General features: G+C 55.7%; 1 rRNA gene. It reads left to right on the top strand.

The features are described from left to right. Positions 1 to 43: 43 nt before the first annotated feature. Positions 44 to 2,274: ribosomal RNA gene (locus tag ACYVN4_RS00005) — 23S ribosomal RNA — on the top strand; the annotation flags it as partial.

Genomic DNA, 2,274 nt, shown 5'->3' with positions numbered 1-2,274 from the left:
GTGTGTTGTTTGAGAACTGCACAGTGGACGCGAGCATCTTTGTTAGTAAGTGAAAAAGAGCGTACGGTGGATGCCTTGGCACCAGGAGCCGATGAAGGACGTAGTAGGCTGCGATAAGCCTCGGGGAGCTGTCAAACGAGCTGAGATCCGAGGATTTCCGAATGGGGAAACCCAGCACGAGTGATGTCGTGTTACCCGCGCCTGAATATATAGGGCGTGTGGAGGGAACGTGGGGAAGTGAAACATCTCAGTACCCACAGGAAGAGAAAACAACAGTGATTCCGTGAGTAGTGGCGAGCGAAAGCGGAAGAGGCTAAACCGGGAGCGTGTGATAGCCGGCAGGCGTTGCGTTTCCGGGGTTGTGGGATCTCTATTCTCATCACTGCCGTGATGGGCACAAGTCAGAAACCGTTGTGTTAGTCGAATTGGTCTGGGACGGCCAACCGTAGAGGGTGAGAGTCCTGTAGACGAAAACGCAACGGCTTGTGTTAGAGACACCCGAGTAGCAGCGGGCCCGTGAAATCTGCTGTGAATCTGTCGGGACCACCCGATAAGCCTGAATACTCCCTGGTGACCGATAGCGGACTAGTACCGTGAGGGAAAGGTGAAAAGTACCCCGGGAGGGGAGTGAAATAGTACCTGAAACCGTGCGCTTACAAACCGTCAGAGCCTTCGTTTCGACGTGGGGTGATGGCGTGCCTTTTGAAGAATGAGCCTGCGAGTCATCGGTGTGTGGCAAGGTTAACCCGTGTGGGGGAGCCGTAGCGAAAGCGAGTCCGAATAGGGCGCCCNCGGTGTGTGGCAAGGTTAACCCGTGTGGGGGAGCCGTAGCGAAAGCGAGTCCGAATAGGGCGTTTGAGTCGCACACTATGGACCCGAAGCGGAGTGATCTACCCATGGCCAGGGTGAAGCGACGGTAAGACGTCGTGGAGGCCCGAACCCACTTAGGTTGAAAACTGAGGGGATGAGCTGTGGGTAGGGGTGAAAGGCCAATCAAACTCCGTGATAGCTGGTTCTCCCCGAAATGCATTTAGGTGCAGCGTCGCGTGTTTCTCACCGGAGGTAGAGCTACTGGATGGCCTAGGGGGCCCACAAGCTTACCGAAGTCAGCCAAACTCCGAATGCCGGTGAGTGAGAGCGCGGCAGTGAGACTGTGGGGGATAAGCTTCATAGTCGAGAGGGAAACAGCCCAGATCGCCGGCTAAGGCCCCTAAGCGTGTACTAAGTGGAAAAGGATGTGGAGTCGCGAAGACAACCAGGAGGTTGGCTTAGAAGCAGCCACCCTTGAAAGAGTGCGTAATAGCTCACTGGTCAAGTGATTCTGCGCCGACAATGTAGCGGGGCTCAAGTACACCGCCGAAGCCGCGGCATTCAGACATTATCCCGCCTTCGGGCCAGGAGTCTGGATGGGTAGGGGAGCGTCGTATGGCCAGGGAAGCGGCGGAGTGATCCAGTCGTGGAGGCCATGCGAGTGAGAATGCAGGCATGAGTAGCGAAAGACGAGTGAGAAACTCGTCCGCCGAATGACCAAGGGTTCCTGGGCCAGGTTAATCCGCCCAGGGTGAGTCGGGACCTAAGGCGAGGCCGACAGGCGTAGTCGATGGACAACGGGTTGATATTCCCGTACCCGTGTATCCGCGCCAAATATCGAATCAGTTGTGCTAAATGTCCAAAAGTTCCTTAATCTGCCTTCGGGTGGAAGGGGAATGGCTGCACATGACCCCGGCTGTAGTAGGTAAGCGATGGGGTGACGCAGGAAGGTAGCTGGGCCAGGTGATGGAATACCTGGTGTAAGCCTGTAGGGCGAGACATAGGCAAATCCGTGTCTCATGCGCCTGAGAGGTGATGCGTAGCCGATTGAGGCGAATTCAGTGATCCTATGCTGCCGAGAAAAGCCTCTAGTGAGTTGGTACACGGCCCGTACCCCAAACCGACACAGGTGGTCAGGTAGAGAATACTAAGGCGATCGAGATAACTGTGGTTAAGGAACTCGGCAAAATACCTCCGTAACTTCGGGAGAAGGAGGGCCCGGTCTGGTGAACACCCTTGCGGTGGGAGCTGGGTTGGGTCGCAGAGACCAGTGAGAAGCGACTGTTTACTAAAAACACAGGTCCGTGCGAAGTCGTAAGACGATGTATACGGACTGACGCCTGCCCGGTGCCGGAAGGTTAAGAGGACCGGTTAGCTACTTCGGTGGCGAAGCTGAGAATTTAAGCCCCGGTAAACGGCGGTGGTAACTATAACCATCCTAAGGTAGCGAAATTCCTTGTCGGG

This window comes from Nocardia heshunensis (assembly GCF_054782115.1).
Note: the sequence above shows the minus strand (reverse complement) of the source record. Positions and strands in the feature narration are given on the sequence as shown.